The sequence below is a fragment of the Streptomyces sp. NPDC048604 genome, from assembly GCF_043199435.1.
Lineage (GTDB): Bacteria > Actinomycetota > Actinomycetes > Streptomycetales > Streptomycetaceae > Streptomyces.
The window spans coordinates 85,255-110,484 of record NZ_JBICVX010000005.1 but is presented as its reverse complement, the minus strand read 5'-3'; the positions used below and the strand labels follow the sequence as shown (position 1 = coordinate 110,484).

24 protein-coding genes are annotated in these 25,230 nt (G+C 72.0%); 16 read left to right on the top strand and 8 right to left on the bottom strand.

Annotated elements, in window-relative coordinates:
• Window positions 1–74: 74 nt before the first annotated feature.
• Window positions 75–1,469 (bottom strand): alpha-2,8-polysialyltransferase family protein, encoded by a 1,395-nt coding sequence (locus ACGFMM_RS12205; protein ID WP_393645718.1) that lies wholly within the window; start codon window positions 1,467–1,469, stop codon window positions 75–77.
• The gene (locus tag ACGFMM_RS12200; protein ID WP_393645716.1) at window positions 1,466–2,446 is read right to left on the bottom strand and encodes a glycosyltransferase family 2 protein; all 981 of its coding nucleotides are present in this window, start codon (window positions 2,444–2,446) and stop codon (window positions 1,466–1,468) included. Before ACGFMM_RS12200 ends, ACGFMM_RS12205 begins: the two co-directional genes overlap by 4 nt.
• 209 nt (window positions 2,447–2,655) lie before the next feature.
• Between ACGFMM_RS12200 and ACGFMM_RS12195 the strand changes: the two genes are divergently transcribed.
• The 11 genes from ACGFMM_RS12195 (at window position 2,656) to ACGFMM_RS12145 (ending at window position 15,839) form a co-directional block, all read left to right on the top strand.
• Window positions 2,656–3,930, top strand: a complete 1,275-nt coding sequence (locus ACGFMM_RS12195; protein WP_393645714.1) for a DUF6716 putative glycosyltransferase — start codon at window positions 2,656–2,658, stop codon at window positions 3,928–3,930.
• A complete protein-coding gene (locus ACGFMM_RS12190) occupies window positions 3,930–5,258 on the top strand; it encodes a cytidylyltransferase domain-containing protein (protein WP_393645712.1) in 1,329 nt (442 codons plus the stop codon). Before ACGFMM_RS12195 ends, ACGFMM_RS12190 begins: the two co-directional genes overlap by 1 nt.
• Before the next feature lie 13 nt (window positions 5,259–5,271).
• The gene (locus tag ACGFMM_RS12185; protein WP_393645710.1) at window positions 5,272–6,168 is read left to right on the top strand and encodes an N-acetylneuraminate synthase family protein; all 897 of its coding nucleotides are present in this window, start codon (window positions 5,272–5,274) and stop codon (window positions 6,166–6,168) included.
• Entirely contained in the window at window positions 6,165–7,232 is a 1,068-nt protein-coding gene (locus ACGFMM_RS12180) for a hypothetical protein (protein WP_393645708.1), read from the top strand. The genes ACGFMM_RS12185 and ACGFMM_RS12180 overlap by 4 nt, the downstream gene beginning before the upstream one ends.
• A gap of 139 nt (window positions 7,233–7,371) precedes the next feature.
• The gene (locus tag ACGFMM_RS12175; protein WP_393645706.1) at window positions 7,372–8,598 is read left to right on the top strand and encodes an amidohydrolase; all 1,227 of its coding nucleotides are present in this window, start codon (window positions 7,372–7,374) and stop codon (window positions 8,596–8,598) included.
• A gap of 260 nt (window positions 8,599–8,858) precedes the next feature.
• On the top strand, window positions 8,859–9,896 hold the full coding sequence (locus ACGFMM_RS12170; RefSeq protein WP_393645704.1) for a BMP family protein: 1,038 nt from the start codon (window positions 8,859–8,861) through the stop codon (window positions 9,894–9,896).
• 195 nt (window positions 9,897–10,091) lie between these two features.
• Complete coding sequence (locus tag ACGFMM_RS12165) at window positions 10,092–11,684, top strand: ABC transporter ATP-binding protein (RefSeq protein ID WP_393646284.1); 1,593 nt, start codon at window positions 10,092–10,094, stop codon at window positions 11,682–11,684.
• Window positions 11,681–12,793 (top strand): ABC transporter permease, encoded by a 1,113-nt coding sequence (locus tag ACGFMM_RS12160; protein ID WP_393645702.1) that lies wholly within the window; start codon window positions 11,681–11,683, stop codon window positions 12,791–12,793. The genes ACGFMM_RS12165 and ACGFMM_RS12160 overlap by 4 nt, the downstream gene beginning before the upstream one ends.
• Complete coding sequence (locus ACGFMM_RS12155; RefSeq protein WP_393645700.1) at window positions 12,790–14,079, top strand: ABC transporter permease; 1,290 nt, start codon at window positions 12,790–12,792, stop codon at window positions 14,077–14,079. The genes ACGFMM_RS12160 and ACGFMM_RS12155 overlap by 4 nt, the downstream gene beginning before the upstream one ends.
• Window positions 14,076–14,480, top strand: coding sequence for a cytidine deaminase (locus tag ACGFMM_RS12150; RefSeq protein ID WP_393645698.1), 405 nt, complete (start codon window positions 14,076–14,078; stop codon window positions 14,478–14,480). Before ACGFMM_RS12155 ends, ACGFMM_RS12150 begins: the two co-directional genes overlap by 4 nt.
• A gap of 81 nt (window positions 14,481–14,561) precedes the next feature.
• Window positions 14,562–15,839, top strand: coding sequence for a thymidine phosphorylase (locus ACGFMM_RS12145; RefSeq protein WP_393645696.1), 1,278 nt, complete (start codon window positions 14,562–14,564; stop codon window positions 15,837–15,839).
• A gap of 49 nt (window positions 15,840–15,888) precedes the next feature.
• Here ACGFMM_RS12145 and ACGFMM_RS12140 read toward each other — a convergent pair whose 3' ends face one another.
• Window positions 15,889–16,704 carry a hypothetical protein gene (locus ACGFMM_RS12140; RefSeq protein ID WP_393645694.1) on the bottom strand — a complete coding sequence of 272 codons (816 nt, stop codon included), beginning with the start codon at window positions 16,702–16,704 and terminating at the stop codon, window positions 15,889–15,891.
• Window positions 16,705–16,869: 165 nt separating this feature from the next.
• On the opposite strand from ACGFMM_RS12140, the gene ACGFMM_RS12135 reads away from it, so the two are divergent.
• Window positions 16,870–17,463, top strand: coding sequence for a Uma2 family endonuclease (locus tag ACGFMM_RS12135; RefSeq protein WP_393645692.1), 594 nt, complete (start codon window positions 16,870–16,872; stop codon window positions 17,461–17,463).
• Here the strand turns inward: ACGFMM_RS12135 and ACGFMM_RS12130 are convergent.
• Window positions 17,456–18,544, bottom strand: coding sequence for a hypothetical protein (locus ACGFMM_RS12130; RefSeq protein WP_393645690.1), 1,089 nt, complete (start codon window positions 18,542–18,544; stop codon window positions 17,456–17,458). The genes ACGFMM_RS12135 and ACGFMM_RS12130 overlap by 8 nt on opposite strands.
• Window positions 18,545–18,608: 64 nt before the next feature.
• Here ACGFMM_RS12130 and ACGFMM_RS12125 point away from each other — a divergent pair, with 64 nt between their 5' ends.
• Complete coding sequence (locus ACGFMM_RS12125) at window positions 18,609–18,893, top strand: STAS domain-containing protein (RefSeq protein WP_393645689.1); 285 nt, start codon at window positions 18,609–18,611, stop codon at window positions 18,891–18,893.
• Between the two features lie 3 nt (window positions 18,894–18,896).
• Here ACGFMM_RS12125 and ACGFMM_RS12120 read toward each other — a convergent pair whose 3' ends face one another.
• A complete protein-coding gene (locus ACGFMM_RS12120; RefSeq protein WP_393645687.1) occupies window positions 18,897–19,874 on the bottom strand; it encodes a sigma-70 family RNA polymerase sigma factor in 978 nt (325 codons plus the stop codon).
• A 54-nt stretch (window positions 19,875–19,928) separates the two neighbouring features.
• Entirely contained in the window at window positions 19,929–21,242 is a 1,314-nt protein-coding gene (locus ACGFMM_RS12115; protein ID WP_393645685.1) for an MFS transporter, read from the bottom strand.
• A 63-nt stretch (window positions 21,243–21,305) separates the two neighbouring features.
• Here ACGFMM_RS12115 and ACGFMM_RS12110 point away from each other — a divergent pair, with 63 nt between their 5' ends.
• Window positions 21,306–22,277: a LysR family transcriptional regulator gene (locus tag ACGFMM_RS12110; RefSeq protein ID WP_393645683.1), complete on the top strand. Its 972-nt coding sequence runs from the start codon at window positions 21,306–21,308 to the stop codon at window positions 22,275–22,277.
• 15 nt (window positions 22,278–22,292) lie between these two features.
• Here ACGFMM_RS12110 and ACGFMM_RS12105 read toward each other — a convergent pair whose 3' ends face one another.
• Window positions 22,293–23,069 (bottom strand): alpha/beta hydrolase, encoded by a 777-nt coding sequence (locus ACGFMM_RS12105; protein ID WP_393645681.1) that lies wholly within the window; start codon window positions 23,067–23,069, stop codon window positions 22,293–22,295.
• Between the two features lie 115 nt (window positions 23,070–23,184).
• On the opposite strand from ACGFMM_RS12105, the gene ACGFMM_RS12100 reads away from it, so the two are divergent.
• A complete protein-coding gene (locus tag ACGFMM_RS12100) occupies window positions 23,185–24,339 on the top strand; it encodes an adenosine deaminase (protein WP_393645679.1) in 1,155 nt (384 codons plus the stop codon).
• 163 nt (window positions 24,340–24,502) lie between these two features.
• Complete coding sequence (locus tag ACGFMM_RS12095; RefSeq protein ID WP_393645677.1) at window positions 24,503–24,925, top strand: hypothetical protein; 423 nt, start codon at window positions 24,503–24,505, stop codon at window positions 24,923–24,925.
• Window positions 24,926–24,992: 67 nt separating this feature from the next.
• Here ACGFMM_RS12095 and ACGFMM_RS12090 read toward each other — a convergent pair whose 3' ends face one another.
• Window positions 24,993–25,193 (bottom strand): PspC domain-containing protein, encoded by a 201-nt coding sequence (locus ACGFMM_RS12090; RefSeq protein WP_393645675.1) that lies wholly within the window; start codon window positions 25,191–25,193, stop codon window positions 24,993–24,995.
• Between the last annotated feature and the right edge of the window lie 37 nt (window positions 25,194–25,230).

Here is a 25,230-nt window from a genome sequence, read left to right as displayed (position 1 = left end):
GGCGACGGGCCCGCCGCATCGCGGCGGGCCCGTCGTACTGCCGTCGGCCGTCGTGGCCTTCGTGTCGCCGCCCCTCAGCGGCTCACCCGGCGCAGCGCGGCCCGCTTCAGGCGGCGGGCGCGGCGGGCCAGGCGGCGGACGGCGGCGTGCCGCGGGACCGGCAGTCCGCCGGGCAGGCCCAGGACCGTCAGCCGGCGGCGGGTGAAGTAGCGCCAGGCCGCCGGGGACGGGCCGCCCGCCAGGTACGCCTCGGCGACCGGCCGCAGGTCCGCGCGGATCTGCGGCTGCATCGCGAAGCCCACCGCGCCGACCAGTCCGGCCAGTTCGGCGGCGACCCGCGCCGGCGCGGGCGGGGCCCAGGCGGCGACGGCGGCCGGGTCGGCGAGGTCCGGGAGCAGGGCGTCGACGATCGTGACCGGGACGCGGTTGCTGTTCTCGTACGGGCTCAGCCGGCCGAGCAGCGTGTCCGTGCCGACCCGGGCCACCGGCAGCCCGTAGAACGTGGCGGCCGTGAGCAGCGCCGTCGAGAAGCAGCCCACCACCAGGGCCGGCCGCAGCTCCCGGTACAGCACCTCCGCGAGCACCGGCCGCTCGATCACGGTCAGTTCCGCGCCGAGCCGTTCCGCCTCCTCGCGCAGCGCCTTCGTCCAGGACTGCGGGGCGGTCGGGTGCGGCTTGAAGACGAGCGTGCGGTGGCCGGCGGCGACCGCGCCGCGCACCATCCGCAGGTGCAGCGCCTCCTCCTCGGCGGGCGTGAGGATCGACAGCGCGGCCAGGTACTGGCCGAGAAGCAGCACCGGACCGGTCGTGCCGTCGGCGGCGGGCGTGTCCGCCAGTTCGGCGACGACCTTGGTGAAGGCCTCGGTCGGCACGATCCTGGCCGCCGCGCCGAACTCGGCGAGCAGCAGCGGCGCGAGCCCCGGCACGAGGTCCAGGTGGAACAGCCGGCGCACCCGTTCGCCGACCAGTGGGTCGATCTTGTTGCGGGTGGGCCCGTAGCTCATCAGCCCGTCCGCGTACACGTCGAGCGCCGCGTCCGGGAAGAGTTGGGCGATCGACAGGGCCGGGGTCACCTGCACCGATTCCACGGCGAGTTCGAGCCGGTCGTCGCCGAGGTCCCACAGGGTGCGCAGATGGCGCTCCAGGAGCGGCACGTCGTCCGGGCGGGGAGTCCAGCCGGAGGGGTGCAGCGGGGCGATCGCCTCGTTCCAGGAGAGCACCCCGTCGAAGCGGTCGCGCAGCCGCTCGAAGCCCTGCATGGCGTCGGGGGCGACCGCGGTCTCGGGGACCGCCGCGTTGTTGGCGAGCAGCAGTAGTCGCCGGTCGGCGGGGCCGAAGCAGCCGCTGTCCAGGGCGGCGGCCAGGGTGGCCACGCCGTACAGCGTGGAGGCGTAGAAGATCTGCGTCGTACGACGGGTGGTGCGTGCGGTGCCGGTCGTGCGCGCGGTGCCGGTGGTACGAGAGCTCATGCCGCGGCCACCTCCGCGGACCCCGGGCGACGGCGGATTCTGCGCAGCAGACCCGCGCGATCGGCGTCCATGGAGTTCAGCGCCTCCTTCAGAATGTCCTGCGGCATTCGTTTCAGCGCGGCCGCGCTCAGCGTCCGCAATTTCCTCGCGACGGCCGGTTCGAATCGGCTGATCGCGGCGTGGTGATGGGCGATGATCGCACAGTATGTACGCACTGCTTTCGGCAGCAGCGCGTCCGCATCGGAATCGTTCGCCGTTTCCTCGATCACCTGGTCGAATGCCCGGATGAAATCCAGTTGTCGCACGTCCGCGATCTGGGTGAGCGAGGTCGCGACCCCCCGCCGGTAGAACACGCCGAGGGTGCTCACCGCGGCGAACGACTCCGCCTCGCGGTGCAGCCGCCAGATCCACGGCCGGTCCTCGGCCGTGCGCAGCCCGTCGGTGAAGTGCAGCAGCCCGCGGTCGAGCAGCCGCCGGCGGTACATCCCCGCCCAGGCGTACGGATAGTCCACCGAGGTCGTCCGGTGGGCCGGCAGGATCGCGTCCCGCGGCCGCAGCACCTCGTCGCGCCGGCCGATCGGCGCCCGCTTGACCGACCGCTTGCGGCCGGTGGCCACGACATGGTCGGTGCGCACGAAGTCACAGTCCAACTCCTCGATGACGGCGAGGAGTTCGGTGAAGTGACCGGGGGCGGCCCAGTCGTCGCCGTCGAGGAACGCGAGGTACTCCCCGCGGGCCGCGTCGAGGCCGGTGTTGCGCGCGGTGGCCAGTCCGCCGTTCTGCTCGTGCCGGATCAGCACCGCCCCGGGCAGCTCCTCGGCCGCGCGCTCCAGGAGGTGCCGGGTCCCGTCCGTCGAGCAGTCGTCGACGAGCACGAACTCGACGTCGTCCCGCGCGTTCGCGTGCAGGCTTCTGAGGGTGTCGGGGGCGTATGTCTGCACGTTGTAGAACGGCACGACGACAGAGAGCATGACCACGCGGCCGACGCTAGGCGGGCCCCCGGCATTCGCCCTTGCCGAAAAGCGGATGTGCGGTGAACGCGCGGCGACGGTCTGCTGAATCGGCTTGGGCGTCGATCTTCCGACACGCCATTCCCGGGCCTTTTCAGAATGCGTCATGCCGGTGTTCACCGTTTGTTGTGGCCGAGTTGGGCCATCGAGCCGGATGCCTTTCTAACGTCACCGACGTGCCATCACCAAGCAATGCAGCGGTGCGCGTCGCCGTACTCGCAGACTCCGACACCCGGTGGAAATGGGGAGCGCTGACCGCGCGCCGCATCGCCCCCGGCGGGGTGGAGCCGACCGGATTCCTCCTGCGCGGGCGGGCCACCCCCACCGCGCGCCAGCTCGCCGAGGCCGGGGTGTCCGACACGCCCCCGCACGAGGTGACCGGCGGTCAGTTCCTGCGGGCGCTGCGGGACGAGGGCTTCGACGTCGTGGTGCTCGCGCTGGTCGGCGGCACGGTCCGCGCGGTCCTCGAAGGGATCGCCGACCTCGACCTCCAGCGGCGGCCGGTGATCGTCACCGGCTATGTCGGCGTGGTCTACGAGAAGCTCGCCGACGGACTGCTGCTGCGGCACGGCGCGGACGTCGTCCTCGCCAACTCCCGGCACGACGCAGAGCGTTTCCGCGCCGTGTACGAGGGTGTGGGCGCCGACGCCTCCTCGGTCGTCGAGGCCGCGCTGCCGTTCCTCGGCGGCGCCCCGTACACCCCCGAGTCCGGCCGTGACACGCTCGTCTTCGCCGCCCAGCCGTCCGTGCCGGTCAGCCGCGCCGACCGCATGTACCTGTTGCGCCGGCTGGTCGGCCACGCCCGGCTGCACCCCGAGCGCGAGGTGCTGCTCAAGCTGCGCTCCAAGCCCGGCGAGCACACCACGCACCTGGAGGAGCTGCCGTACCAGAAGCTGGTGCGCGACCTGGCCGTACCGCCCAACTTCCGCCTGGTGTACGGGCACATGGGCGAGGTCCTGGACTGCACCGACCTGCTGGTCACCGTCTCCTCGACGGCCGCCCTGGAGGCCCTGCACCGCCGGATCCCGACCGCGATCCTCTCCGACCTCGGGGTCCGCGAGGTCCTTGGCAACCACCACTTCATCGGCTCCGGCCTGCTGACCTCGTTCGACGCGCTCGACAAGGACGAGCGGCTGGCCCCGGACGAGGACTGGCTCGCCCGCCAGGGCGTGGCCTCCGACAGCTCGTACGACTCCGCGTTCGACGCCGCCCGCGCCCGCGTGGCGGAACTCCTCGCCGGCCCGGACCTGCCCCCGATCGCCCCCTACTACACGGCCGAGACCGCGCCCGGGTACCTGCCCGGCATCCTCGCCCGGCACAACCTCGACGTGACCGCGCCGGAGACCCCCGACAGCGGGCTCCGCCGCCTGGTCCGCGAGGCCGCCCGGGGCGCGTACCGCCACGGCGTCCAGCGCGTGGCTCCCGTCATCCGCCGGCTGGGAGAACTCTGATGACCACGACGGACACCACGACCGAAGCCCCGGCGACCGCCGCCGAGCGGGCCACCGTCCTCGCCGTGATCCCCGCCCGCGGCGGCTCCAAGGGCGTCCCCGCGAAGAACCTCGCCGAGGTCGGCGGCGTCCCGCTGGTCGCCCGCGCCGTCCTGGCCTGCCGCGGCGCGCGCCTGGTGACCGACGTGGTGGTCTCCACCGACGACGCGGACATCGCCGCCGCCGCCCGCGCCGCCGGCGCGGAGGCCGTGCACCGCCCGGCGTCCATCGCCGGCGACACCGCCTCCAGCGAGTCCGCGGTGCTGCACGCCATGGACGCCTTCGAGGCCACCCACGGCCGGCGCGCCGACGTGGTCCTGCTCGTCCAGTGCACCAGCCCCTTCCTCACCTCCGAGGACGTCGACGGGGTCACCGCCGAGGTGCTGCAGGGCCCCGCCGACACCGCCCTGACCACGGCCCCCTCGCACGGCTTCGTGTGGCGCGCCCGCTCCGGCGACACCGGCGACTCTCTTGGCGTCAACCACGACAAGGCGTTCCGCCCGCGCCGCCAGGACCGCGAGCCGGAGTACCTGGAGACCGGCGCCGCGTACGCCATGTGCGCCGAGGGCTTCCGCAAGCACGGTCACCGCTTCTTCGGCCGCACCGCCGTCGTCGTCACCGACCCGGCCAGGGTGCTGGAGATCGACGACCCGCACGACCTGGCCCGCGCCCGCGCGCTCGCGCCGCTGCTCGACCCGGTCACCACGCCGGTCCTGGCCGACGTCGACGCCGTCGTCCTCGACTTCGACGGCACCCAGACCGACGACCGGGTCCTCCTCGACTCCGAGGGCCACGAGTTCGTCGCCGTGCACCGCGGCGACGGCCTCGGCGTGGCCGCGATGCGCCGCGCCGGCGTCCCGCTGCTGATCCTGTCCACCGAGCAGAACGCGGTGGTCGCCGCCCGCGCCCGCAAGCTCAAGATCCCCGTCCTGCACGGCATCGACCGCAAGGACCGGGCCCTGAAGCAGTGGTGCGACGAGAACGGCGTCGACCCGCAGCGCGTGCTCTACGCCGGCAACGACGTCAACGACCTGCCCTGCTTCCACCTCGTCGGCTGGCCGGTCGCGGTCGCAGGCGCCCACGACGCGGTCAAGGCCGCCGCCCGGGCCGTCACCACGACGCCCGGCGGCTCCGGGGCGATCCGCGAGATCGCCGGCTGGCTCCTCGGCCCCGAACTCGCGATGCCCGCCGCCCCTGTGCCCGCCGCCCCTGCACCGGCCGTCCCCACACCGGCCGCCGTCCCCATGCCCGCCGTCCCTGTTCCCGCCTCCACACCCCCGAACGCGTAAGGAACCGCACCCCATGAGCGACACCCGTCTCCGCACCCTCGGCAACAAGACCGCCGGCCCGGGCGAGTCCGTCTACGTCTGCGGCGAGATCGGCATCAACCACAACGGCGACCTCGAGAACGCCTTCGCGCTCATCGACGTGGCGGCCGAGGCCGGCTGCGACGCGGTCAAGTTCCAGAAGCGCACCCCGGAGATCTGCACCCCGCGCGACCAGTGGGACATCGAGCGCGACACCCCCTGGGGCCGCATGACCTACATCGACTACCGCCACCGCGTGGAGTTCGGCGAGGACGAGTACCGCGCCATCGACGAGCACTGCAAGAAGCGCGGCATCGACTGGTTCGCCTCCCCGTGGGACACCGAGGCCGTCGCCTTCCTGGAGAAGTTCGACGTCCCGGCCCACAAGGTCGCCTCCGCCTCCCTCACCGACGACGAGCTGCTGCGCGCGCTGCGCGCCACCGGCCGTACGGTCATCCTCTCCACCGGCATGTCGACCCCGGCGCAGATCCGGCACGCCGTCGAGGTGCTCGGCAGCTCGAACATCCTGCTCTGTCACGCCACCTCGACGTACCCGGCCAAGGCCGAGGAGCTCAACCTGCGCGTGATCAACACGCTGCAGCAGGAGTACCCGAACGTCCCGATCGGCTACTCCGGCCACGAGACCGGCCTGCAGACCACCCTCGCCGCCGTCGCCCTCGGCGCCGCGTTCGTCGAGCGCCACATCACCCTCGACCGCGCGATGTGGGGCTCCGACCAGGCCGCCTCCGTCGAGCCGCAGGGCCTGCAGCGCCTGGTCCGCGACATCCGCACCATCGAGACCGCGCTCGGTGACGGCGTGAAGAAGGTCTACGAGTCCGAGCTCGGCCCGATGAAGAAGCTCCGCCGGGTCCAGGGGCTCGTCGCCGCATGACCGGCCAGCTGGCGTTCGTCGAGAGCCCGGTCCAGCTCCTGAACGTCCTGGAATGGGCGTACGCGCGTACGCCCGTTCCGGCGCAGCGCGCCGCCGAGGCCCCGAAGGGCCTCGGCGGTGACCTCGCCATAGTCGTCCTCCCGCCGACCGACCCCATGTCGCGCGGCCAGCTCCGCCGGATGGCGCAGCTGGCCCGCGACGAGGGCGTCACCGTCCGCTGGCAGGAGGCCCGCGGCGGCGCGGGCGCGGTGCTGCGCACCCTCGCCCGGCTTGCGCCGGAGCTGAACCGGGCGGAGCGGGTGGTGATCGGCGACCCGTTCTCCCGGTACGTCCAGCTGCTGCTCACCCTGGTGCGCGCCGACCGGCTCACGGTGGTCGACGACGGCACCGCGACCATGGAGTACGCGGCCCAGCTGACCCGCGGCGAACGGCTGGTGCGCTGGCACCGGCGGGGCAGCCGCGGGCCGAGGGAGCTGGTGCTCGCGCCGGTCGGCGCGCTGGCCCGGCACCGGCTCGCCCCGGCGCGCCGGCGGACGGTGGAGATCTTCACCGCGCTGCCGGTGGACCCGCCGCCGCAGACCACGGTGACCGTGAACCGCTTCGCCTGGACCCGTTCCCGGTTCGGCCCGCCGCGGCAGACCCGGGGCGCGGACCTGGTCGGGACCTCCCTGGTGGAGACCGGGGTGGTCCACCCCGACCGGTACGCGGACGCGGTCGGCGGCCTGGCCGAGGCGCACGGCGCGACCCGCTATTTCGCGCACCGCCGGGAGAGCGCGGAGAAGCTGCACCGGATCGCCGTGGAGACCGGGATGGAGATCGTCCGGCCGGATCTGCCGCTGGAGCTGATCGCCCGCCGCGGTCCCATCGGGCGCACCGTGGTCAGTTTCCCGTCCACCGTGGTGCACACGCTGCCGGCGGTGCTGGAGGGGACGGGGGTGCGGATCGCGGTCTGCGAGGTGGCGCCCGAGTGGCTGCGCTCGAACGCCTCGCCGCGGGCGCAGGGCTTCCTGTCCGGGGTGACCGGCACCGCGCCGACCATGATCGAGCGACTCGAGTTCGGGTGAGCTTGCCCACAGGAATCCGCCGAGCTTACCCAGAAGGAGCGGGCCTCAAGCCTTCCGACACCGGTTTTCTTCCCCTAACGGGTTGAACTTTTGTTGATCGACGGGCAGTTGATCTCTCTTGGGGCCTACCCTTCAAAAGGTGAACCAGTTGAAGTCCCGTGAGCCCGACTCCGTCGCCCCGCCCGGTCGTCTGCCCGCCGCCCTGCGCACCGAACTGATCGCGTTCCGCAGGGACTTGCACATGCACCCCGAGCTCGGCAACCGGGAGTTCCGTACGACCGCCCGGCTCAAGGAGCGCCTGGAGGCCGCCGGCCTGCGGCCGAAGGTGCTGGCCACGGGCACGGGACTCATGTGCGACGTGGGCTCCTGGGGCGAGGGCCGGAGCGGCCACCGGCGGATGCTGGCGCTGCGCGCGGACATCGACGCGCTGCCGATCCCGGACGTCAAAACGGTTCCGTACCGCTCCACCGTGGCCGACATGGCGCACGCCTGTGGACACGACGTCCACACCACCGCCGTGCTCGGCGCCGGTCTGGTCCTGGCCGAGCTGGACCGGCAGGGCCTGCTTCCCGCCCCGGTGCGGCTGATCTTCCAGCCCGCGGAGGAGGTGCTGCCCGGCGGCGCGCCCGACGCGATCGAGTCCGGGGTCCTGGAGGGCGTGGGCCGGATCCTCGCGGTGCACTGCGACCCGCGGGTGGACGTCGGCCGGATCGGGCTGCGGCCCGGACCGATCACCTCGGCCTGCGACCGGCTGGAGATCACCCTGGACGGCGCCGGCGGCCACACCGCCCGCCCCCATCTGACGACGGACCTGGTCACGGCCGCGGCGAAGGTCGCCACCGAGGTCCCGGCACTCCTTGCCCGCCGGGTCGACGCCCGTTCCGGGCTCGCGGTCACCTGGGGCCGGATCGAGGCCGGCCACGCCTGCAACGTCATCCCGCAGCACGCCGAGCTCTCCGGCACCGTGCGCTGCCTGGACCTGAAGGGCTGGCGCGACGCGCCCGACCTGGTGCACGCGGCGGTCGACGAGATCGCGACCCTGCACCGGGCCAAGTCGACCATCGAGTACGTCCGGGGCGTCCCGCCGGTGGTGAACGACCCGGTGATGACCGAGCTGCTGCGCGACGCCATGACGGCGCGCCGGGGCCCGCTCTCGATCGAGGACACCGAGCAGAGCCTGGGCGGCGAGGACTTCTCCTGGTACCTGGAGCACGTCCCGGGCGCGATGGCCCGCCTCGGCGTCCGCACCCCCGGCGACACCGCCCGCGGCGACCTCCACTGCGGCGACTTCGACGCCGACGAGCGCGCCATCGAGGTCGGTGTCGAGCTCTTCACCGCCGCCGCCCTCCTGGACGCCCGCGCGTGACGCCCGCGCGCGCATGACGACAGCGGGAAGCCGCCACGGCGGCTCCCGCTCGCTTCCCCCAGGACGGTGACCGGGCCTGATCGCGCCGTGACGGCGTGCGCCGGGGGCGTGTCGGGCGCAGGATAGTGGGTGGGAGATCGCGGGCGTCGATCCGGTAACGACTCATGAACGCGTCTTTAACTGACATCTACGCGCGTTACGATCGCCCACAAGCCAGCGCCGCAAGGGGCGCTTTCGGTCAGTCTTGAAGGGACCTCCTCGTGCGCCGGGTATCCAAGATCACCGCCGCGTGTGCTGTCACAGCGGCTCTCGCCCTCACCGCCACCGCGTGCGGAGAGTCGTCCACCGAGAGCTCCGGCTCCGGGGACACCATCAAGGTCGGCATGGCCTACGACGTCGGCGGCCGTGGCGACAACTCCTTCAACGACTCCGCTGCGCGCGGCCTCGACAAGGCCAAGGACGAGCTCGGTGTCGAGACCAAGGAGCTCACCGCCAAGACCGGTGAGACCCCGGCCGACCGCGAGCAGCGCCTGACGTCCCTCGCCGAGGGCGGCTTCAACCCCGTCATCGGTGTCGGCTTCGCCTACAAGGACGCGATCGACAAGGTTTCGGCCAAGTTCCCGAAGACCTCCTTCGGCCTGGTCGACTCGGTCTCCGAGGCCAAGAACGTCGACTCCATCGTCTTCACCGAGGAGCAGGGCTCCTACCTCGCCGGTGTCGCGGCCGCGCTGAAGTCCAAGGACGGCAAGATCGGCTTCATCGGCGGCGTCGACACTCCGCTGATCAAGAAGTTCGCCGCCGGCTTCCAGCAGGGCGTGAAGGACACCAAGCCGAACGCCTCGGTCACCATCCAGTACCTCTCCACCGGTACGGACTTCTCCGGCTTCGGCGCCCCGGACAAGGGCAAGGCCGCCGCCAAGGGCATGCTCGACAAGGGCATCGACGTCATCTACGCCGCCGCGGGCGGCTCCGGCGCCGGCGCCATCGAGGCCGTCGCCGCGAAGCCGGGCACCTGGGCGATCGGCGTCGACTCGGACCAGGCCAAGGACCCGGCCCTGTCCAAGTACGCCGGCTCGATCATGACCTCGATGGTCAAGAACGTCGACACCGGTGTCTTCGAGCTGATCAAGTCCGTCCAGGACGGCAAGCCGATGACCGGCACGCACGTCTACTCGCTGGCCGAGAACGGTGTCTCGCTGACCACCACCGGTGGTCACCTCAAGGACATCCAGGCCCAGCTCGACGAGGCCAAGAAGAAGATCGTCGACGGCACCATCAAGGTCAACACGACCCTCTGATCGTCAGCGGACGGGGGCCCGGAGAGCGGCTTCGGCCGACACTCCGGGCCCCCTTCACACGTATGCCCGTGGGCAGTTGAACGATTTTCTTCACGCTACGCGCGTAGCACCCCGTCCACAGGGTATTTTTCGCCACCGACAGCGCCTGCGTCCCCGTCTCGTCCTCCTCACGCTCCCTGCCTAGGAGAGTGCGTCATCAAAGCCTCCAGCCCCAGTAGTCCGAACGCCGTAGAACTCCGCGGCATCACCAAGCGTTTCCCGGGAGTCGTGGCCAACCACGACATCGACATCACCGTGCGCCGCGGCACCGTGCACGCCCTCGTGGGCGAGAACGGCGCGGGCAAGTCGACCCTGATGAAGATCCTCTACGGCATGCAGAAGCCGGACGAGGGCACCATCACGGTCGACGGCGAGCTGGTGACGTTCAACAACCCCGGAGACGCCATCGCCCGCGGCGTCGGCATGGTGCACCAGCACTTCATGCTCGCGGACAACCTCACCGTCCTCGAGAACGTCGTCCTCGGCTCGGAGAAGCTGCACGGCATCGGCGACAAGGCCCGCGCCAGGATCAAGGAGATCTCCGACGCGTACGGCCTCGGCATCCGCCCGAACGCCCTCATGGAGGACCTCGGTGTGGCCGACCGCCAGCGCGTGGAGATCCTCAAGGTCCTCTACCGCGGCGCCCGCACCCTGATCCTCGACGAGCCGACCGCCGTGCTGGTCCCGCAGGAGGTCGACGCCCTCTTCGACAACCTGCGCGAGCTCAAGGCCGAGGGCCTCACGGTCATCTTCATCTCGCACAAGCTGGGCGAGGTCCTGTCGGTCGCCGACGAGATCACCGTCATCCGCCGCGGCACCACGGTCGGCACCGCCGACCCGAAGCACACCACCACCAAGCAGCTCGCCGAGCTGATGGTCGGCGCCGAGTTGCCCTCCCCGGAGACCCGCGAGTCGACCGTCACCGACGTGCCGATGCTGACGGTCGAGGACCTGTCGCTGAGCGCCGTCGACCCCGACGGCGTGATCCGCGCGGTCCTCGACGGCATCACCCTGACCATCCACAAGGGCGAGGTCCTCGGCATCGCCGGCGTCGAGGGCAACGGCCAGTCCGAGCTGGTCGACACGATCATGGGCATGCGCGCCGCCGACCGCGGTGTGGTGACCCTGGACGGCGCCGACATCTCCGCCGCGCCGACCCGCAGGCGGCGCGAGGACGGCATCGGCTGCATCCCCGAGGACCGCCACCGGCACGGTCTGCTCCTGGAGGCCCCCCTCTGGGAGAACCGCATCCTCGGCCACGTCACCGAGAAGCCCAACTCCAAGGGCGCGATCCTCGACCTCAAGGCCGCCCGCAAGGACACCGAGCGGATCGTCCGCGAGTACGACGTGCGCACCCCCGGCATCGAGGTCACCGCGGCCTCCCTGTCCGGCGGCAACCAGCAGAAGCTGATCGTCGGCCGCGAGATGAGCCACGACCCCAAGCTGCTGATCGCCGCGCACCCCACCCGGGGCGTGGACGTCGGCGCGCAGGCGCAGATCTGGGACCAGATCCGCTCCGCCCGCCGGGAGGGTCTCGCGGTGCTGCTGATCTCCGCGGACCTCGACGAACTGATCGGCCTGTCCGACACCCTGCGCGTGATGTACCGCGGCCGGCTGGTCGCGGACGCCGACCCGGCGACCATCACCCCGGAGGAGCTCGGCTCGGCCATGACCGGTGCCGCCGCCGGTCACCTTGAGCACGAAGAGAGCCCTGAGGGCACCGACGGCCCGGAGGACGAGGCCCGATGAAGAAGATCGACAAGGAGCGGCTGCTCCTGGGGATCGCGGCGCCGGTGCTCGCGATCGTCGCCGCCTTCCTGATCACCGCCCTGGTGCTCGCGGCCACCGGCAAGGAGCCGTTCAGCGCCTTCGGGATCATGTTCGACTACGGCATCAAGTCGGACAGCCAGGTCTACATCATCAACAAGGCGACGACGTACTACCTGGCGGGCATCGCGGTGGCCATCGGCTTCCGCATGAACCTGTTCAACATCGGCGTCGACGGCCAGTACCGGCTCGCGGCCTTCTTCGCCGCCGCCGTCGGTGGCGCGCTGACCCTCCCGGGCATCGTCCAGATCCCGCTGATCATCATCACCGCGATGCTGGTCGGCGCCATGTGGGCGGGCATCGCCGGTGTCCTCAAGACCACCCGCGGTGTCAGCGAGGTCGTCTCGACGATCATGCTCAACTTCATCGCGACCGCGATCATCGGCTACCTGCTGCAGCCCGGCCGCCTCGGCCACCTGGACGCGGCCGGCACCAAGGTCGCCACGACCCCGCTCCCGGAGTCCTCGCACTTCTTCGAGTTCCCGACCACGCCCACCCCGATCTACGGCTTCGTCGTCATCGCGGCCATCGCGGGCGTCGGCTACTGGTTCACGCTCTCCCGCACCCGCTTCGGCTTCGACCTGCGCACCGTCGGCCAGTCCGACACGGCCGCCGCGGCAAGCGGTGTCAACGTGAAGAAGATGGTCGTCACCTCCATGCTGATCTCCGGCGCCATGGCCGGTCTGATCGGCATGCCGACGCTGCTCAACGACAGTTACGAGTTCGGCGGCGACTTCCCCGTCGGCATCGGCTTCACCGGTATCGCCATCGCCCTGCTCGGCCGCAACCACCCGATCGGCATCGCGCTCGCCGCGATCCTCTGGGGCTTCCTGGAGCGCGGCGGCCAGCAGCTGGAGTTCGAGGACTACGACCGGGAGATCGTCGGCGTCATGCAGGGCGTCATCGTCCTCTGCGTCGTCATCGCCTACGAGGTCGTCCGCCGCTACGGCGTCAAGCGCCAGCAGCGTCAGGTCGGCGAGAAGCTCGCGGCCCAGGCCCGTTCCAACAACACGACGGAGGTGTCGGCGTGACCGCCACGGCGACTTCCACCCCGCCGCCCGCCGCGCCCAAGGCGGCCGGCGGCAAGGGCGGCCGCACCCGCCTCTCGCTCTCCTGGATCCTGCTGATCGTCGCGGGCGGGCTCATCGCCCTCTCGGCCGTCCGGGCCATCACCGGCGCGCAGGACCTCACCTCGGCCGGCCAGATCGGCGCCGCGCTCTCGCTCGCCGTGCCGATCGGCCTCGCCGGTCTCGGCGGTCTGTGGTCCGAGCGCGCGGGTGTGGTCAACATCGGCCTCGAGGGCATGATGATCCTCGGCACCTTTTTCGGCGCCTGGGCCGGCTGGCAGACCAGCCCCTGGCTCGGCATCCTCGCCGGCATCGTGGGCGGCATGCTCGGCGGTCTGCTGCACGCGGTCGCCACCGTCACCTTCGGTGTCGACCACATCATCTCCGGTATCGCGATCAACATCCTCGCGGTCGGTTTCACCACCTACTTCGCCAAGCTGTGGTTCAACAGCGGCGAGGCCGCGGCCAAGGGCGGCAGCCCCAAGCAGTCCCCGCCGTCCGAGGAGATCACCTCGGTCACGATCCCGGGCCTGTCCGACTGGCTGGCCGACATCGAGAAGCACCACTGGTTCCTGGTCTCGGACGTCGCGGGCATCCTCGGCGGCCTGGTCACCAACCTCTCGCTGGTCACGATCCTCGCCGTCCTGCTGGTGATCGGTACGTTCTTCGTGCTGTGGAAGACCGCGTTCGGCCTGCGCCTGCGCTCCTGCGGTGAGAACCCGATCGCCGCCGAGTCCCTCGGCGTCAACGTCTACAAGTACAAGTACATCGCCGTGATCGTCTCCGGCGGTCTCGCCGGCCTCGGTGGCGCGTTCCTGTCGCTGGTCACCTCGCACATCTACAACGAGGGCCAGACCGGCGGCCGTGGCTACATCGGCCTCGCGGCGATGATCTTCGGCAACTGGCGGCCGGGCGGCCTCGCCATGGGCGCGGGCCTCTTCGGCTTCGCCGACGCGCTCCAGCTCCGCAGCGGCGGCGAGTCGGTGCACGCGCTGCTCCTGCTGCTGTTCGCGGTCCTCGTGGCGATCGCCGCGTGGAAGGCGTACAAGAAGCGCTGGATCACCTCGTCCATCGCCATCGTCATCGGCGTCGGCGTCTTCATCTGGTACCTCGGTACCGACACCGTCCCGGTCGAGTTCGTGAGCGCCACGCCGTACGTGGTCACCCTGCTGGTGCTGTCGCTCTCGGCGCAGCGGCTGCGGATGCCCAAGGCGGACGGCATGCGGTACCGCAAGGGCGAGGGCAAGTGACCTCGCCCGTCCCGGCCGTCGACTGGGAGGCCCTGCGGGAGGCCGCGCGCGAGGCGATGTCGCACGCGTACGCGCCCTACTCGGGCTTCCCGGTCGGCGCGGCCGCGCTCGTCGACGACGGGCGGATGGTCGCCGGCTGCAACGTGGAGAACGCCTCGTACGGGCTCGGTCTGTGCGCCGAGTGCGGACTGGTCTCGCAGCTCCAGGCGACCGGCGGCGGCCGGCTCACGCACTTCGTGTGCGTGGACGGCCGCGGCGAGGCGCTGGTCCCGTGCGGCCGGTGTCGGCAGCTGCTGTACGAGTTCGGCGGACCGGCTCTCGTCCTGGAGACCCCGGCCGGCCTGCTCACCCTGGACGAGATGCTTCCGCAGGCTTTCGGCCCGGACCACCTCGCCAAGTAGCACTTCGGAGCGGCCCTTCCGGCACGATGGGAAGGGCCGCTCCTCCTTTCCCCCTCTATGCGCGTAGAAAGAGGCATCTGCATGGACGTCATCTCCGTCATCCGCACCAAGCGGGACAAGGGCGAGCTCACCCCCGAGCAGATCGACTGGGTCATCGACGCCTACACCCGCGGCGAGGTCGCCGACGAGCAGATGTCGGCGCTGGCCATGGCGATCCTGCTGAACGGGATGAACCGCGACGAGATCGCCCGCTGGACCGCGGCGATGATCGCCTCCGGCGAGCGGATGGACTTCTCCTCGCTCTCCCGCCCCACCTCCGACAAGCACTCCACCGGCGGCGTCGGCGACAAGATCACCCTGCCCCTGGCCCCGCTGGTCGCCGCCTGCGGCGCGGCCGTCCCGCAGCTCTCCGGCCGCGGCCTCGGCCACACCGGCGGCACCCTCGACAAGCTGGAGTCCATCCCCGGCTGGCGGGCCCTGCTCTCCAACGAGGAGATGCTGTCGGTCCTGGACGGTACCGGCGCGGTGATCTGCGCGGCGGGCGACGGCCTCGCCCCGGCCGACAAGAAGCTGTACGCGCTGCGCGACGTCACCGGCACGGTGGAGGCGATCCCGCTGATCGCGAGCTCCATCATGTCCAAGAAGATCGCCGAGGGCACCGGCTCCCTGGTCCTGGACGTGAAGGTCGGCACCGGCGCGTTCATGAAGAACCTCGACGACGCCCGCGAGCTGGCCCGCACCATGGTCGGCCTGGGCACCGACTCCGGCGTGAAGACGGTCGCCCTGCTCACCGACATGTCCACCCCGCTCGGCCTGACCGCCGGCAACGCGCTGGAGGTCCGCGAGTCGGTCGAGGTCCTCGCGGGCGGCGGCCCGAGGGACGTCGTCGAGCTGACGATCGCCCTGGCGCGCGAGATGCTCGACGCGGCCGGCATCAAGGACGCCGACCCGGCGAAGGCCCTGGCCGACGGCTCGGCGATGGACGTCTGGCGCCGCATGATCGCCGCGCAGGGCGGCGACCCGGACGCGACCCTGCCGGTCGCCCGCGAGCAGCACGTCGCCGCCGCGCCCGCCTCGGGCGTCCTGACCCGCCTCGACGCGTACGACGTCGGCATCGCCGCCTGGCGCCTGGGCGCCGGCCGCGCCCGCAAGGAGGACCCGGTGCAGGCCGGCGCGGGCGTGGAGCTGCACGCCAAGCCGGGCGACACGGTCACCGCGGGCCAGCCGCTGCTGACCCTGCACACGGACACCCCGGAGAAGTTCGACTACGCGCTCAGGTCCCTGGAGGCGGCGTACGACATCGCTCCCGAGGGCACGGCGTTCACCCCGAACCCGATCGTCCTGGACCGCATCGCCTGACGTGGTCGCCGTACGGGACCGGTGCCGCCACCGGTCCCGTACGCCCCGGTCAGCGCCCCAGCGCGACCCGCAGCGTGATCCCGTGGCGGGCGCGCAGCCGGCGGACCTCCCAGACCGAGAGCGCGGTCACCGACAGGGGGCCGCCGAGCATGAACGAGTACAGCACCACCGGAGGCGCGGCGATGTCGGGGCCGTTGAAGACCTGGAACGCGAACAGCGACCAGACCAGCAGCGGGGAGAGCAGCGGCGGGAGCAGCGGGTGCACGTCCATGGTCCGGAAGCACGTGAAGATGCTGGCGTAGGTCAGGACGAGCGTGTACGGGATCGAGCCGAGCAGCAGGACGAGCGCCACGAGCCAGCCGACGATCAGGACGAGGAAGGCCAGCACCGAGGAGATGACCCCGGGGCCGGTGATCCCGGTGAAGAACTCCTTCAGGTCGGTGCCGTCGACGAGGTCGCCCTTGACGGTCATGAAGGACACCCAGACGCAGAGCGGTCCCGCGACCAGCGTCAGGGTGGCCTCGATCGGCCGGCGCAGACGCCCGGCGAAGTCCCGCCGTCGGTCCGGGGCGCTCGCGACGAGGAAGGCGGTGACGCCGAGGATGCTCGCCACAGCCAGGAAGCCGCAGGCGAGGCCCAGTTCGAGCAGCTTGTTGAGGACGAACTCCTGCCCGCCGTTGCTCAGCGGATAGGACGCGATCAGCCAGACGGCGGCGGCCAGACCGAGGACCGTACGCATGACCTGCATCCGGGAGATGAGCGGGTCGTCCACCCGCTCGGCCATGGGCGCCCGCTCGAAGTCCACCGACCAAGCCCGGAAGAACGCCTTCACCGCGCCGCCGGATGCCGCTGTCGTACGGCTCATGTGATGACTCCCCCGAGTAGGTCGCGCTTCGCGCCGCGGGCGCGTGTGCGCCGCCATGATCGTCGAACACTTTACGAGAACCCGTTCGAGCGAACGCGACCGGTGGACCCTCGCGGGCCCCGTTGGGCATGCTGGGATCGGTGACGACCGACTGAGGAGCACACCATGAGCGCACTCGCCGCCGAGCCTGAGCCCCACTGGGGCAACGGCTGGGAGGACCTCGTCCGCCGTTGGGAGACGATGGACTGGCCCGAGGGCTGCAAGGTGGAGATCATCGAGGGGATCATCACCGTGTCACCGTCGCCCACTGTCCGGCACAACCTTGCGGCGTCCAGGGTGCACCGACGCCTGCACTCCGTGATTCCGGACGACTGGGAGGTCTTCCAGACCCAGTCCATCGCCGTCGCGTCCCGACTGGGCATGTTCATCCCCGACCTCGTGGTCGTTCCAGCGGAGGCTGCGGACGGCCGGCCGGGGTACTACATCCCGGCCGAGCCGGCACTGCTGGTCGCCGAGGTCACGTCCCCCTCGAACGCGAACCACGACCGGATCATGAAGGCGGCTGCGTACGCCGAGGCAGGCGTCCCCCTATACCTGCTCATCGACGCGTACGCCCCCGGCGGCCCTACCGTCACCCTCTACGGTGAGCCGAAGGACGACGTCTACCGCGTGCTGCGCGCGGTTCCGTTCGGCGAGAAGATCCAGATTCCCGCCCCCTTCGACCTCACCCTCGACACCGCCGAGTTCCCCGTCAGCTGAGCGCGCGCCACGTCTCCCGGTCCTCCGGCAGGCCCAGGCCGCGCAGGGTGATCCTGCGGTTGCCGTTCGTCGGGGCCCACAGGTCGTCCCGGGCCGCCAACTCCCGGGCCAGGCCCCGTTGTTCGGCCGTCGCCTGCTCCGGCCAGCCGGTCGGGAACAGGATCTCCAGGTACGGGCCCAGGTCCGGGCAGGGGGCGAGGCGGAAGGCGTGGGGGAGGGCGGCGAGGGCGGGCTCGTAGAGGGCCGACGGGGCGACCGGGCGGCGGGACAGGACCGCGATCAGCGTCCAGCGCGGGGGCTCGCCCTCGAAGCGGGGGAGGCCCTTCAGGGCGTCGAAATCCGTCGGCGTCGCCGCCATCCGCAGCAGCTCCTGCTGCGCCGCCGGGTGCTCCGCCAGCGGCGGGCTCATCGCGGCCGCGCAGCGTACGAGGGGGCTCTCGTCCGCCAGGAACGGCGCCGGGTCGCCGCCGAGCCCGCCCAGGTCCATCACCAGCGAGGCGCGCTCCTCCACCGACTCCGCCGCCGCGGCGAGCCGCGCCAGCCGGGTCAGCAGCTCCGGCCTGCGGGACGCGGTCCCCGGGTGGTTGAGCAGCCTCGCGGCCGCCGCCCACGCGTGGGTCCGCACCTGCGGGTCCGGGTCCTCCAGGAACTCCGCCACCGGGTCGAGCAGCTCCGGCAGCAGGTCCCAGCAGTCCAGGGCCGCGCCCAGGAGCACCAGGTTGCCGGTGTCGTCGTCCCACAGGTCGACCTGGTCGTCCTCGTCGGCGGCGACGTACGCGGCGGTCCACTCCGCCGTCGGCGCGGCCGCCACCTGCGCGCGCAGCGTCGCCGCCTCGTCGCCTGCGTTCACCGAGGACGCCACGTCCCGTACGAAGGCGAGGCCGAGCGCCGGGGCCTCGCGCAGCCGTCCCCCGACGATCCGCAGTACTTCCGGCGTCGCCGGCCAGACCGTGCCCTGGTGCAGGATCGCCGACCACAGGTGCTCGCGCGCGTCCGCCAGCGGGCCCGCCAGGACCTGCCCGGTGTCCGTCGCCGTGCCGTACGCGTGGAAGACACGGGACCAGTCGAAGCCGTTCGTCATGGGCCGAGCCTAGGCGGCGCCTCGGACACCGATGAGTTCGGGGACCGGCGCGGGTCTCCTAGGTGTGGACACCACTCAACCGCCCGTTCTCCACGTCTCCGGCCGGATCGGCCACGCCGACGTGCCGGGGCTCTGCGCCGAGCTGGAGTGCCGGCTCGCCGGCCTGGATCCCGGCGAGCTCGTGTGCGACGTCGGCGCGCTCGCGCAGGCCGATCTCGCCGTCGTGGAGGCGCTCGCCCGGCTCCGGCTCACCGCCGGCCGGCTGGGGCACACGCTGCGCTTCCGCGGCGCGGGCCGGGAGCTGCGGCTGCTCCTGGTCCTGCTGGGGCTCGACGGGATCCTGCTGTGAGTGTCAGGCCTCCAGACGGTCCGGCAGGCCGAACAGCGGGAACCAGCGCTTGGTGTCCAGGAAGAACGACATCTCGCCGATCTTCCCGTCGGAGAGTTCGAGGACGATCAGGGCCCACGGGCTGAAGCCGCCCTCCGGGTCCGGGTGGTAGTGCGCGAACGCCGGTGAGCCGTTCGCCACCGTCGGCACCAGCTTCGAGCCGCGGCAGACCTCGCCGACCCCGAGCATCCAGCCGACGATGTCGTCGTGGCCGCGCAGCCACAGGTCGTACGGCGGCATGGACATCGTCGCGTCCTCGTGGAGCAGCGCGGTCAGCGCCTTCATGTCGTAGCCCTCGAAGGCCGTGACATAGCGCTCCAGGAGCTGCTGCTGCTCCTCGTCCAGCGGGTTCGCCGTGTCCGACGCCGTCGGCGTCTGCTCGGCGAGCGTCGCCCTGGCCCGCTGGAGCGCGCTGTTGACGGAGGCGACCGTGGTGCCGAGCAGCTCGGCGACCTCGGCGGCCTTCCAGGCCAGCACCTCGCGCAGGATCAGCACCGCCCGCTGCTTCGGCGGCAGGTGCTGCAGCGCCGCCACGAACGCCAGCCGGATCGACTCCCGCGCCACCGCCGTCTCCGCCGGGTCGGCGACCGACGGCAGCACCCGGCCGTCCGGCACCGGCTCCAGCCAGGTGATCTCCGGCCGCTCGTTGAGCCGCGCCTGCGCCACCGGCGTCGCCGTCGTCAGGTCCATCGGCCGGGCCCGCCGGTTCCCCGCGCTCAGCGAGTCCAGACAGACGTTGGTGGCGATCCGGTACAGCCAGGAGCGGAGGCTGGAGCGGCCCTCGAAGGAGTCGATGCTCCGCCAGGCGCGGACCATGGTGTCCTGCACCGCGTCCTCCGCCTCGAAGGCGGAGCCGAGCATCCGGTAGCAGTAGCCCGTCAGCTCCCTTCGGTACTGCTCCAGCCGGGCGTCCAGATCATCGGTCGTCGCCAGATCGCTCATCGCGTTCACCCCAACGTGCCCCCACGGCGCCGCTCGACGCCGATGAAACCGAAGCTACCGCAGCCCACTGACAGCGGGGGTCCGGTTCGCACCGTGAACCCCGTGCACGCCCCGGTGGACCGGGCGCGCCTGCCGTTCCTCGACGCGCGCCGCGTGCGTGCCGTACAGAGTGATCGACACGACGCCGAGCACCGCCACCAGGCCGAGCAGCACCGTGCCGGACCAGCCGCCGTGGTGGTACGCGAGCGCGCCGAGCGTGCCGCCCGCGCTGCTGCCCAGGTAGTACGCGGACTGGTACAGCGCCGAGGCCTGCGCCCGGCCGGTCTTCGCGGTCCGGCTCACGGACGACGAGGCGACCGCGTGCCCGGCGAAGAAGCCCGCAGTGATCAGGACCAGGCCCGCGAGGACCGCGGCCAGCGAGTCCGACAGCGACAGCAGCAGACCGGCCGCGGTGGTGCCCACCGCCAGGTACAGCGCGCCCCGCCGGCCCATCCGTCCGACCAGCTTCCCGGCCGCCGCGGAGGAGACCGTGCCGACCAGGTACACCAGGAAGATCGAACCGACGACGCCCTGCGGCAGCGAGAACGGCGCCTCGACGAGGCGGTAGCCGATCACGGTGTACACCGCGCCGAAGACCGTCATGAACAGCGCGCCGATCGCGTACAGCCGCATCAGCAGCGGATCGGCCAGGTGAGTCCGCACGGTCCGCCCCAGCGCCTTCGGGTTCAGCGAACCGGGCGTGAAGTGCCGGGCCCTCGGCAGCAGCAGCCGGAACGCCACCGCGCACAGCAGCGCGAGCACGCCGACCGCGGCCAGCGCCGCGCGCCAGCCCCACAGCTGGGCCACCCAGCCGGTGACGATCCGGCCGCTCATGCCGCCGATCGAGTTGCCGGCCACGAACAGGCCGATCGCTCCGACCAGGGCCTTCGGCCGCACCTCCTCCGCCAGGTACGCCATCGCCGACGCCGGCACCCCGGCCAGCGCCGCGCCCTGCACGGCGCGCAGCGCGACCAGCCACTCCAGGCTCGGCGCGAACGGGACCAGCAGGCCCACCACGACCGCGACGACCAGCGAGACCGTCATCATCGGGCGGCGGCCGAAGCGCTCGGACAGGGCGCTCAGCGGCAGCACGCACAGCGCCAGCGCGCCGGTGGCCGCGGACACCGTCCAGGACGCGGACGAGGCGGTGGCCCCGAACTCCGCGGAGACGGCGGGCAGCAGGGCCTGGGTGGAGTAGAGGAGGGCGAAGGCGGCCACTCCCGCGGCGAAGAGCGCCAGGCTCATCCGGCGGTGACCGGGGCGGCCGGGGGAAAGGCGGGTGTCGGCGACCGCGTCGGTGGCGGCCGCCTTGGTACTGGCAGGAGGCATGCGTCGACCGTAGGCCGGTGCCGTTTGATGCGTCCAATGCACGGAACGGCTTTAATCGTTCCCATGGTGCATGAGTACAGGTCACAGCCTCGCCTGTCACCGAACAGTAACGAAGAAGACATGGGCCTGCTGCTCGCGCCGCGGCTCGCGTACTTCGCCGCCGTCGCCCGGCACGAGCACGTCACCCGCGCCGCCGCCGACCTCGGCGTGCCGCAGTCGACGCTGTCGCGGGCCATGGTCCGGCTCGAAGAGGACCTGGGCGTCGCCCTGTTCGCCCGCCGTGGCCGCACCGTCGCGCTCACCCCGGCGGGCCGCACCTTCCTCGCCTCCGCCGAACGCGCCCTCGCGGAGGTGGAGAAGGCCGCCGACTCGGTGCGCGCCGACGCCGACCCGACGGCCGGCCGGGTCGCCTTCGGCTTTCTGCACACCATGGGCTCCGAGACCGTGCCCGGCCTCATCCGGGCCTTCCGGGTCGACCACCCCCGGGTCCGTTTCACCCTCGTGCAGAACTACGGCGAGGCCATGATCGAGCGGCTGCGCGCCGGCGACCTCGACCTGTGCCTCACCTCCCCGGTGCCGGACGCCCCCGACCTGGTGGCCCGCCGGCTCGACGAGCAGCGGCTGCGTCTGGTGGTGCCGGACGACCACCGGCTCGCCGGGCGCAAGCGGGTGCGGCTCGCGGAGGCCGCCGACGAAACCTTCGTCACCCTGGAGCCCGGCTACGGGCTGCGCCGCATCACCGACGACCTCTGCGCCGAGGCCGGCTTCAAACCCCGGGTCGCGTTCGAGGGCGAGGAGGCCGAGACCCTGCGCGGTCTGGTCGCCGCGGGCCTCGGCGTGGCACTGCTGCCGCCGCCCGCCGTGGCCCGGCCCGGTGTCGTCGAGCTGAACGTGACGGCCCCGCGCGCGGTCCGCGAGATCGGCGTGGCCTGGCTGGACGGCCACCCGGACACGCCCCCGGTGGCCGCCTTCAAGAAGTTCCTGCTGAGCAAGCGCGGCACCCTGCTCCCGGAGTGGGACCGCGGCGGGCAGTAGTCCCGTACGGTCCGCCTACGGCCGCAGCGAGCGTCCGAAGCCCGCCGCCAGCGGCATCCGCAGCCCCAGCGGCGGCGGGGCCGCCAGCGCGTCCGCGACCGGCCGCGCGTACGGCCGGGCGAACAGGGAGCCGAGCACGAAGTCCGCGGCCAGCGACAGCACTTCGTCGTGGTGCTGGCGCAACGCGTGCCCGTCCGAGTGGACTTCGAACCGGCAGGTCTCGCGGTTCGTTTTCTTCGCCCGCTCCGCGAGCCGGTAGGACAGCTCCGGGTCCGAACGCGCGTCGTTGGTGCCGTGCACCATCAGGACCCGCCGCCCGACCAGCTGCCGCACCGGCTCCGGCTCGGCCGCCATGTCGTCCTCCGGCAGCCAGGGCGCCATCGCGAGCACCGCGCCGACCGCCGGATGCCCCGCGGCCCGCAGCGCCGCCCGTGCCCCCATGCCGTGCCCCGCGAGGCACACCGGGACGTCCCCGTAGCGCCGTACCGCCTCCGTGACCGCCCACTCGGCGTCCTCGGCGAGCCGCGCGTCCGCCCCGTTCCAGCCGCGCCCCCGGTAGCCCACCACGTGCGCCACGAGCCCCTCGGAGCGTCCCGCCCGCACCAGCCGCCGGCCCAGCGGCAGCGCGGCCGCGTGCGCCCGTACGGACGGCCCCCGCCCGGAAGCGGGCACGCCGTCCGGCAGCAGCAGCACCACGCCGCCGACCGCGGTCTCCGTGCGCGAGGCGCCGACGGGCCGCCCGAGCCGGGGTCGCCGGCCGCCGGACGTTCCTACGAGTGCGAACTGGGCCATGGCAGAACAGTCTCAGAAGCAGAGGTGTACGCCATCCGTACGTGCGGTCACTGTTACGTATCGACAAGCGAGTTGAGAGGAGGTGATCTACGCGCGTAGGGGCTACAGTGCGGAAATGACGAGCCAGACTCCCCACGTTCCCACCGCGGACCAGATCCGCCGTGCCCCGAAGGTGCTGCTCCACGACCACCTCGACGGCGGACTGCGTCCCGGCACCATCATCGAGATCGCCCGCGAGACCGGATACGACGGACTGCCCGAGACCGAGCCCGACAAGCTCGGCGTCTGGTTCCGCGAGGCCGCCGACTCCGGCTCCCTGGAGCGCTATCTGGAGACCTTCGCGCACACCTGCGCCGTCATGCAGACCCGCGAGGCCCTCTTCCGCGTCGCCGCCGAGTGCGCCCAGGACCTCGCCGAGGACGGGGTCGTGTACGCCGAGGTCCGCTACGCCCCCGAGCAGCACCTGGAGGCCGGGCTGACCCTCGAGGAGGTCGTCGAGACGGTCAACGAGGGCTTCCGCGAGGGCGAGCGCCGGGCCCGTGAGGCCGGGCACCGGATCCGCGTCGGCGCACTGCTCACCGCCATGCGGCACGCGGCCCGCGCCCTGGAGATCGCCGAACTCGCCAACCGCTACCGGGACTCCGGCGTCGTCGGCTTCGACATCGCCGGCGCCGAGGCCGGCTACCCGCCCACCCGGCACCTCGACGCCTTCGAGTACCTGAAGCGGGAGAACAACCACTTCACCATCCACGCCGGCGAGGCCTTCGGGCTGCCGTCCATCTGGCAGGCCCTGCAGTGGTGCGGCGCCGACCGGCTCGGCCACGGCGTGCGGATCATCGACGACATCGAGGTCGGCGAGGACGGCGAGGTGCGGCTCGGCCGGCTCGCCGCGTACGTGCGCGACAAGCGCATCCCGCTGGAACTGTGCCCCACCTCCAACCTGCAGACCGGCGCCGCCGCCTCGTACGCCGAGCACCCCATCGGCCTGCTGCGCACCCTGCACTTCCGGGCCACGGTCAACACCGACAACCGGCTGATGAGCGGCACCAGCATGAGCCGCGAGTTCGAGCACCTGGTCGAGACATTCGGTTACACGCTCGACGACATGCAGTGGTTCACCGTCAATGCGATGAAATCAGCGTTCATTCCTTTCGATGAACGACTGGCCATGATCAACGACGTCATCAAGCCCGGTTATGCCGAGCTGAAATCCGAATGGCTGTTCCGGCAGACCGCTGCGACCAGCGGTTCCGCGTCGACGGCAGGCTGAGTAAGCGCAGTTCGGAGGGGATCGGGACAGCCGGGAGACACGAATTCCGGTCGCCCCGAGATGTTTGCGGCGGTCACGTTCCGCTGGCTAGGTTGCAGAGCCGCTCATCATTCCCAGATTCCTCGAGTCCGGGTTTCTCCGATCCCCCAAGGATGATTTCTCGATGAAGCAGTCTGCCAAGACGCTCGGTGTCGCCGCTCTCGGTGCCGCTTTCGCCGCCGCTGCCGCCGGAGGCGCCTCCGCCGCGCCCATGACCCACGACGCCGCGGGCGCCCTGGACACCGTGCAGGCCCTGCCGGTGGCGGACGGCCTCACCGAGCTGCCGGCCGGTGCCGCCGACTCCCTGACCGCGGGCGAGGGCGCGGTCGGCTCGGCCGCGGAGAACCTGCCGGCGGCGAGCGACTCCGCCGCGCAGCAGGTCACCCAGACCGCCCCGAACGCGCTCGCCCAGTCCCCGCTGGGCCCCCTGCTCGGCGGCCTGCCGGTCAACGGCCTGGCCACCAACTCGGCGCTGCCGACCGGCGCGCTCGGCGGTCTGGCGGGCGGCGCACTCGGCGGTCTGCCGGGCGGCCTGCCGATCGGCTGACGCCCACCGCGCCCATCCGTGGGGCACACACCCGTGACGGGCGTGTGCCCCACGGCTGTGTGCCGGCTCACCAGGCCGTCGAGGGGTTCTTCTCCTGGGGCAGGAACACCCACAGGGCGAGGTAGATGAGGAACTGCGGACCGGGCAGCAGGCACGAGACCAGGAAGATGACCCGCATCGTGGTCGCCGACATGCCGAAGCGCCGCGCCAGACCCGCGCACACTCCGCCGATCATGCGTCCTTCGCGAGGGCGGACAAGTGCGGCCATGGTGGGCTCCTTCTTCACGGGGAGCCGCTCCGTCGGG

What these genes read in the sequence shown, in the direction of transcription:
- ACGFMM_RS12205 (WP_393645718.1), bottom strand. Translation starts at nt 1,469, where the DNA reads ATGAGCTCTCGTACCACCGGCACCGCGCGCACGACCGGCACCGCACGC.
- ACGFMM_RS12190 (WP_393645712.1), top strand. Translation starts at nt 3,930, where the DNA reads ATGACCACGACGGACACCACGACCGAAGCCCCGGCGACCGCCGCCGAG.
- ACGFMM_RS12185 (WP_393645710.1), top strand. Translation starts at nt 5,272, where the DNA reads ATGAGCGACACCCGTCTCCGCACCCTCGGCAACAAGACCGCCGGCCCG.
- ACGFMM_RS12180 (WP_393645708.1), top strand. Translation starts at nt 6,165, where the DNA reads ATGACCGGCCAGCTGGCGTTCGTCGAGAGCCCGGTCCAGCTCCTGAAC.
- ACGFMM_RS12160 (WP_393645702.1), top strand. Translation starts at nt 11,681, where the DNA reads ATGAAGAAGATCGACAAGGAGCGGCTGCTCCTGGGGATCGCGGCGCCG.
- ACGFMM_RS12145 (WP_393645696.1), top strand. Translation starts at nt 14,562, where the DNA reads ATGGACGTCATCTCCGTCATCCGCACCAAGCGGGACAAGGGCGAGCTC.
- ACGFMM_RS12140 (WP_393645694.1), bottom strand. Translation starts at nt 16,704, where the DNA reads ATGAGCCGTACGACAGCGGCATCCGGCGGCGCGGTGAAGGCGTTCTTC.
- ACGFMM_RS12135 (WP_393645692.1), top strand. Translation starts at nt 16,870, where the DNA reads ATGAGCGCACTCGCCGCCGAGCCTGAGCCCCACTGGGGCAACGGCTGG.
- ACGFMM_RS12130 (WP_393645690.1), bottom strand. Translation starts at nt 18,544, where the DNA reads ATGACGAACGGCTTCGACTGGTCCCGTGTCTTCCACGCGTACGGCACG.
- ACGFMM_RS12120 (WP_393645687.1), bottom strand. Translation starts at nt 19,874, where the DNA reads ATGAGCGATCTGGCGACGACCGATGATCTGGACGCCCGGCTGGAGCAG.
- ACGFMM_RS12115 (WP_393645685.1), bottom strand. Translation starts at nt 21,242, where the DNA reads ATGCCTCCTGCCAGTACCAAGGCGGCCGCCACCGACGCGGTCGCCGAC.
- ACGFMM_RS12110 (WP_393645683.1), top strand. Translation starts at nt 21,306, where the DNA reads ATGGTGCATGAGTACAGGTCACAGCCTCGCCTGTCACCGAACAGTAAC.
- ACGFMM_RS12105 (WP_393645681.1), bottom strand. Translation starts at nt 23,069, where the DNA reads ATGGCCCAGTTCGCACTCGTAGGAACGTCCGGCGGCCGGCGACCCCGG.
- ACGFMM_RS12100 (WP_393645679.1), top strand. Translation starts at nt 23,185, where the DNA reads ATGACGAGCCAGACTCCCCACGTTCCCACCGCGGACCAGATCCGCCGT.
- ACGFMM_RS12095 (WP_393645677.1), top strand. Translation starts at nt 24,503, where the DNA reads ATGAAGCAGTCTGCCAAGACGCTCGGTGTCGCCGCTCTCGGTGCCGCT.
- ACGFMM_RS12090 (WP_393645675.1), bottom strand. Translation starts at nt 25,193, where the DNA reads ATGGCCGCACTTGTCCGCCCTCGCGAAGGACGCATGATCGGCGGAGTG.